Origin of the sequence: Flavobacterium aquidurense, assembly GCF_002217195.1 — a bacterium.
Taxonomy (GTDB): Bacteria; Bacteroidota; Bacteroidia; order Flavobacteriales; family Flavobacteriaceae; genus Flavobacterium; species Flavobacterium frigidimaris.
In genome coordinates, this window is record NZ_MUGR01000004.1 from 142472 (window position 1) to 148676 (window position 6205).

A 6205-nucleotide genomic window follows, 5' to 3' on the forward strand; every position below is an offset into this window, starting at 1 on the left:
TCTATTAAAATTACAAAATGAGAAAATTCACCACTCACTTATTACTTTTCACACTCTTACTTCTTACCACTTTTTCCTATTCCCAGTCCAATAAAGACGCTTATGTCGTCTTGGTTTCTATGGATGGTTTTCGTTGGGATTATGCGAAACATTTTAAGCTTCATCACCTAAATCAAATTGCGAAAGAAGGCGTTCACGCTAAATCAATGCGGCCTTCATATCCAACCAAAACTTTTCCAAATCATTATTCCATCGTAACCGGACTTTATCCGGATCATCACGGAATCATTAACAATGTATTTTATGATGCTGCCCTAAACGAATCTTTTGCATTATCTACCAACGCAAAAAACGATTCGAGATTTTATGGAGGAAATCCAATTTGGAATGTCGCTGAACAACAAGGCATAAAAACTGCTTCTTTTTTCTGGCCGGGATCTGACACAGATCAAAAAAGACCAACGTATTACAAGAGTTATGATGATAAAATCCCGTACGGAAACAGAATCGATACGGTTATAAAATGGCTGCAGCTTCCGGAAAAACAACGCCCGCATTTAATCACTTTGTATTTTGACGAACCGGATCACACGGGTCATAATTTTGGGCCGCTTTCTCCTGAAAACGAAAAAATAATTAAAAAGATGGATTTGCTAATGGGTGAATTATCTAATAAACTGGATCAATTGTCTATTGGAAAAGAAATCAATCTAATTATCGTTTCCGATCACGGAATGGCCAATATCAGCAATGATAAAAAAGTAGTTGTCTTAGATTATCTCAAACCGGAATGGCTGGGATACAAAGCCGTTATCAACCCCATTATGAGCCTTCAGGCAAAACCGGGTGATCAGGATTCGATTTATAAAGCTTTGAAAAAAGTACCTCATATTAAATTCTGGAAATCTACTGAAGTTCCTAAAAGACTGCATTACGGCACCAATCCAAGAGTGCATGATTTTGTTATCGAGGCTAAAAAAGGATATAGTTTAGCAAATAGCAAAACTCAAAACATAAAAGGCGGAACACACGGTTACGATAATAAAGAAAAAGATATGCAGGCTATTTTTTATGCAAAAGGCCCCGCTTTTAAAGTTAATAAAGAAGTCGGTTCATTTCAGAATGTTTCCGTTTATCCTTTGATTGCCCATATCTTAGATTTAAAGATTGAAGAAGTTGACGGGAAGTTTAGTGAAGTAAAAAACATGCTTACTAATTAGATAGTGATTATGCGTTGTCTATAAAATTATCTAATTGCCGCATTACCCCAATTCTCTAATTAGGAAACCACCTTATATGTAGGATCTTCAATAACATTCACCTTGATAACTGCTTCGGCATTTTTAAGCAATGTGATACAATCGGGACTTAAATGCTGGAGCTCAATTATCTTATTAACCTGATGGTATTTCTTTGTTAGATTATTGAGTGCTTCGATTGCAGACATATCTGCTATACGGCTTTCTTTAAAATCAATAATCACATGACCAGGATCGTTTGCAATATCAAATTTTTCTGTAAAAGCACTTATTGAACCAAAGAAAAGCGGTCCGAAAATCTGATAGTGTTTTGCTCCTGCTTCATCAACAAAATGTCTTGCGCGGATTCTTTTAGCACTTTCCCAGGCAAAAACAAGGGCAGAAATAATAACACCTATTAAAACCGCCAAAGCCAGATTGTGTAAAACGATAGTAATAAGAGCAACCAAAATACCCACAAAAATATCATGTTTTGGCATTTTATTGATAATCCTTAAACTTGCCCACTCAAAAGTTGTAATCGCCACCATCATCATTACCCCAACTAAAGCTGCCATAGGCAATTTGCCAATTACCGGCGCTCCAAAAAGTATGATGAGTAAAATGGTTAATGCCGCTATGATTCCGGAAAGCCTTGCTCTCGAACCGGCAGAAAGATTTACAAGGGTTTGCGCAATCATCGGGCAGCCTCCCATTCCAAAAAAGAAACCATTCAATATATTCGAACTTCCCTGAGCGATGCATTCGCGATTACTGTTTCCTCGTGTTCCTGTGATTTCATCTACAAGATTTAAAGTCAGTAAACCTTCTGTCAGACCAACGGCGGCAACAATTACCGAATACGGAAATATAACTTTGAAGGTCTCAAAAGAAACCGGAATGTTTGGAATATGAAACGGAGGAAATCCGCCCTGAACGGAAGCAATATCTTCAACCGTTTTGGTTTCGATCTTAAATATTAGTACAATAGCAAAAACTACGATAATTGCCACTAAGGAAGCCGGAACTGCTTTTGTAAGTTTTGGAAAAAGCAATACAATACCAATTGTCAGTGCAACCAAACCCAGCATTATATACAAAGGTGTTCCCTGGAGCCATGAAGTTTGTCCGTTGACAACGGTTTTAAATTGTTCTAGTTGTGACATAAAAATCACAACCGCCAATCCGTTTACGAAACCAAACATAACGGGCTGTGGTACCAATCTGATAAATTTTCCGAGTTTAAAAAGACCAATGCAAATCTGGACGACACCACCAAGTGCTACGGCAGCAAAAACATATTCGATGCCATGTGATTTCATTAAAGCAATCAGAACAATAACGGTGGCTCCTGCTCCTCCTGAAATCATTCCGGGCCTTCCGCCAAAAATCGCGGTGACCAAACCGGCAATAAAAGCAGCATACAAACCTACCAACGGCGGGAAACCTGCTAAAATAGCAAATGACAATGATTCCGGAATCATCGTCATGGCAACGGTTAAGCCTGCTAAAATTTCGTTTTTGTAATTGACCTTTTGGGAAAAGTCAAAAAGAGGAAGCACTTTTTTCATAAGGGCACAAATTTAAAAAAATAATGCGCACAAACAGAAGAAAGCTCTCTACTTAAAAAAGGAATTTTAAAACTGTCTCAGCAGCAGTAAAACGCAAGAAATAATAAAGTTTATCATATTCTGATTATTCTAATTTTATACACGTATATCCCAGACAATTTACATAGTCTATAATGTTCTTCGGCTCTAAGTCTATACCTTCTACACGCAATATCTTATCACAATCCTCTAGATCAAAATTAATTTTATAATCAGGAAACTGGGTTTGAATCACGGCGATAATGTAACTTGTATCTGCTTCTTTCTGAACATTTGTTTTAAAAACTTCAACCACCATAATTATTTATTTTAATGCTATATCAAATAATAAACGAACTATAGAACTACGCTAAATCACGAATTCTGATCAAAAAGGATTATAAGAAATTCCAATTCTAAAATAACCCTGGGCATCTTCTTTCTGATCATACACATACTTAGACGTTCGTTCACCCCTTTCTGTTACACGTGTACTCAAAACATTATTAACACCTGCTTTAAACAGTCCGTTTATTTTGGATGAAAAACGATATTCATACGTAAAACCCGACTTCAACTCTAATTGATTTAACTCATAAATTCCCTTTAATTCCGGCGTTGATAAATTTAAGTAAAAACTTTCAGTGTTTAACTCTGTGCCTAAGGAAATTCTTCCATTCTCTAACAGCCCTCTTCGGAGTAGTAAACGCTGGGGAAGAATAAAATCAAGGTCCCAATTTGAGTTTTCAAATTTATGATTATAAGTAAAAAGCGGCGTAACAGGAATAATAGATGACGGATCTAACATCGCCAAAACACCTAATGTAATAGTAGTATTGGCAGTTCTTTTGAGTACCAGATTTGCCGTAACGAATCCCTTAACACGCTGTACATTATCTTCATTACCATCAACAGTTGCGGTAGCATTATACAAAACCGGTTTATTAAAAAGTTTTGATACATAAGTCGCACTCATTGCTGCGGCAAAAAAATGAATTTCTTTATTTTCTCTGGTATAAGGCACGCTTGAATTGACATTATAAATATCCCCAAAGCCATAGGTTTCATATTTATAACGCAAAGAACCGGTCAGAATAAACCGTTTTGATTCGGTTGCATAAAACGGAACATTAATTGCCACTTTTAGTCGGTTGTGCGTGTCGATTCTTCCTCTTTCAAAACGATTTCCAAAAAGCTTTGAGTCAAAATTTGTTGGCCCCAATTGTTCGTATTGTACATCTAAAATTCTTGTGGTAGGAAATTTATCTGTTACCGTTTTTACCACTGCTTTCATTGGTGCATCTTTTTCCTGGGCCATTGTTCGTATAGAGGCACAAATGAATAAAACATAAAAGATTTTTGTTTTCATAAATTGGTATAAAAATTAAGGTTGTTTTTGGAAGCCAATCAAAACTCAGGGCAAAAGTAGCCGTCAATATCTTATGATAATAAGATAATTATACTAGTGGCGTATCATTTATACCAATGGCGTTGGTATAAATTCAGGCTTTAAAAAAGTAAAAACTGCAATATTACCGTAATTTTGCCGTTATGAAGATTCTTAAAATTTATCAGAACTTTTTCTTACGAAACCTCATCGTAAACGTCATCATATACGGAATTATCTTTGCCTGTGTTTACGACGAAATACGATTAGACGGACATACCTGGTCTTATATCCTGAGCAAAATAGCCATTGGTTACTTTCCGTGTATTATCTGGATAACTATTTTTAATATGTTTATCATTAAGCCTTTTTTATTCCGCAAAAAGTTCAAAACTTTTACGACTCTTCTTTTTATTTATTGGACGGCTTTCTACTTTTTCATGAATTGGTTTTTTCCAATGGCGGGACTGGGAAATCTAAAAACGCTTCAAATATTATCTCTGATTATCAACGGTACTTTTTTTTATTTTATTCACGCTGTAATTATGAAGAAATTTTTACAAAGTGATAAAGATATCATGAATTTCAAGTCGGAACTTTCGTTTTTGAAACAGCAGCTCAATCCTCATTTTTTATTGAATGCAATGAATAATCTGTATGGCGAATCCTTAAGTGAGCCCGAGAAATTACCGGACAGAATTCTGAACCTCGCCGATATGCTGCGTTATCAGATTGAAGCCACTAAAAAGGATTATGTTTTGGTTGCCGAAGAAATAGAGTTTATAAAAAAATACATTGAATACTATACGTTTCGAAACGAAAGATTAAAGGTGACTCAAAACTATGAAGGTGTTTTTGATACTATCGATATTCCGCCATTGTTCTTTTTGCCTCTGGTCGAAAATGCTGTTAAGTTTTCAGCAGAAACTCCCGAACCTTTTATTAATTTAGAGCTCAAGGTAAGATGCAACCAATTGTCTTTTACTTTAAAGAATAATTATCTTGATTCCGGCTCCCGACTTTCGAGTACAGGGATTGGAATCGAAAACTTAAAGAGACGTCTTGAAGTTTACGGATTAAAACATGAACTGAACTGTAAAAAAGAAAAGAATACTTTTATCGTAAAACTAAATATATGGCACTTACCTACCGCTGTCTTATTATAGACGATGAATCGCCGGCACATAAGGCGCTCACATCGCATATATCAAAATTTGACGATCTGGAACATTCCGGAAGTGCTTTTAGCGGTATGGAGGCAGTAAAAATGCTCAACGAAAACACTTATGATATTATTTTTCTGGATATTAATATGCCTGTAATTTCGGGTGTTGAGTTGATGGAATTACAACCCAAAAGACCGCTTACGATTATAACAACGGCTTATTCTGACTTTGCTCTTTCGGCCTATCAAAACGATGCGATCGATTATTTACTTAAACCCATTTCGTTTGAGAAATTCTCGAAAGCTATCGAGAAAGCTAAAATTTATTATTCCGGCAACAACATAAAAAAAGAAAATAAGATTGGCGAAAAAACCCTTTCGCAACGTGTAAACGGCCAAATGACGGAGATGCTTGTAAGCGATATTATCTATATCGAAAGTTTGGGTAATTACATGAAGTTATACAGTAAAAAACTAAAGTCACCTATGATTATTTACGGTTCGTTATCCAGTATAAGCGACGAAATTGACAGTACTGATTTCCTGCAGGTACATCGCTCTTTTATTGTAAATACCCGCGAAATTAACTCTGTAACATTTCGGTCTCTCACAATGTCTAATAGGGAAATTATTCCTGTGGGAAGAAAATATCAGATTTTACTAGATAATTTGATGATTAGATAATCTAAAAAAATTAAATAATTAGTCCATTTGAAAATTAGATAATTTGCAAAGCTCAATTTTTAGGATTGGCTTTTTTTGTTAAATAGAGATAACAGCATACCTTTTAGACAATAATTGACAGCCCGATTCTAAATCCGACAGG

At 35.6% G+C, this 6205-nt stretch carries 6 protein-coding genes; 3 read left to right on the top strand and 3 right to left on the bottom strand.

Features of this window, described 5'->3' with window-relative positions; genetic code table 11:
- Positions 1–17 precede the first annotated feature (17 nt).
- A complete protein-coding gene (locus B0A67_RS03170; RefSeq protein WP_072959682.1) occupies positions 18–1220 on the top strand; it encodes an alkaline phosphatase family protein in 1203 nt (400 codons plus the stop codon).
- A 59-nt stretch (positions 1221–1279) separates the two neighbouring features.
- On the opposite strand, the gene B0A67_RS03175 is transcribed toward B0A67_RS03170, so the two are convergent.
- The 3 genes from B0A67_RS03175 to B0A67_RS03185 form a co-directional block, all read right to left on the bottom strand.
- Positions 1280–2809 carry a SulP family inorganic anion transporter gene (locus tag B0A67_RS03175; protein ID WP_072959701.1) on the bottom strand — a complete coding sequence of 510 codons (1530 nt, stop codon included), beginning with the start codon at positions 2807–2809 and terminating at the stop codon, positions 1280–1282.
- A 124-nt stretch (positions 2810–2933) separates the two neighbouring features.
- Positions 2934–3146 carry a hypothetical protein gene (locus B0A67_RS03180; RefSeq protein ID WP_072959704.1) on the bottom strand — a complete coding sequence of 71 codons (213 nt, stop codon included), beginning with the start codon at positions 3144–3146 and terminating at the stop codon, positions 2934–2936.
- Positions 3147–3215: 69 nt separating this feature from the next.
- Positions 3216–4196, bottom strand: a complete 981-nt coding sequence (locus B0A67_RS03185) for a hypothetical protein (protein WP_072959707.1) — start codon at positions 4194–4196, stop codon at positions 3216–3218.
- A gap of 182 nt (positions 4197–4378) precedes the next feature.
- Between B0A67_RS03185 and B0A67_RS03190 the strand changes: the two genes are divergently transcribed.
- Together B0A67_RS03190 and B0A67_RS03195 are read left to right on the top strand one after the other, a co-directional pair.
- Positions 4379–5380, top strand: a complete 1002-nt coding sequence (locus B0A67_RS03190) for a sensor histidine kinase (RefSeq protein ID WP_072959711.1) — start codon at positions 4379–4381, stop codon at positions 5378–5380.
- Positions 5350–6063 carry a LytR/AlgR family response regulator transcription factor gene (locus B0A67_RS03195; RefSeq protein WP_072959713.1) on the top strand — a complete coding sequence of 238 codons (714 nt, stop codon included), beginning with the start codon at positions 5350–5352 and terminating at the stop codon, positions 6061–6063. The genes B0A67_RS03190 and B0A67_RS03195 overlap by 31 nt, the downstream gene beginning before the upstream one ends.
- Positions 6064–6205 lie beyond the last annotated feature (142 nt).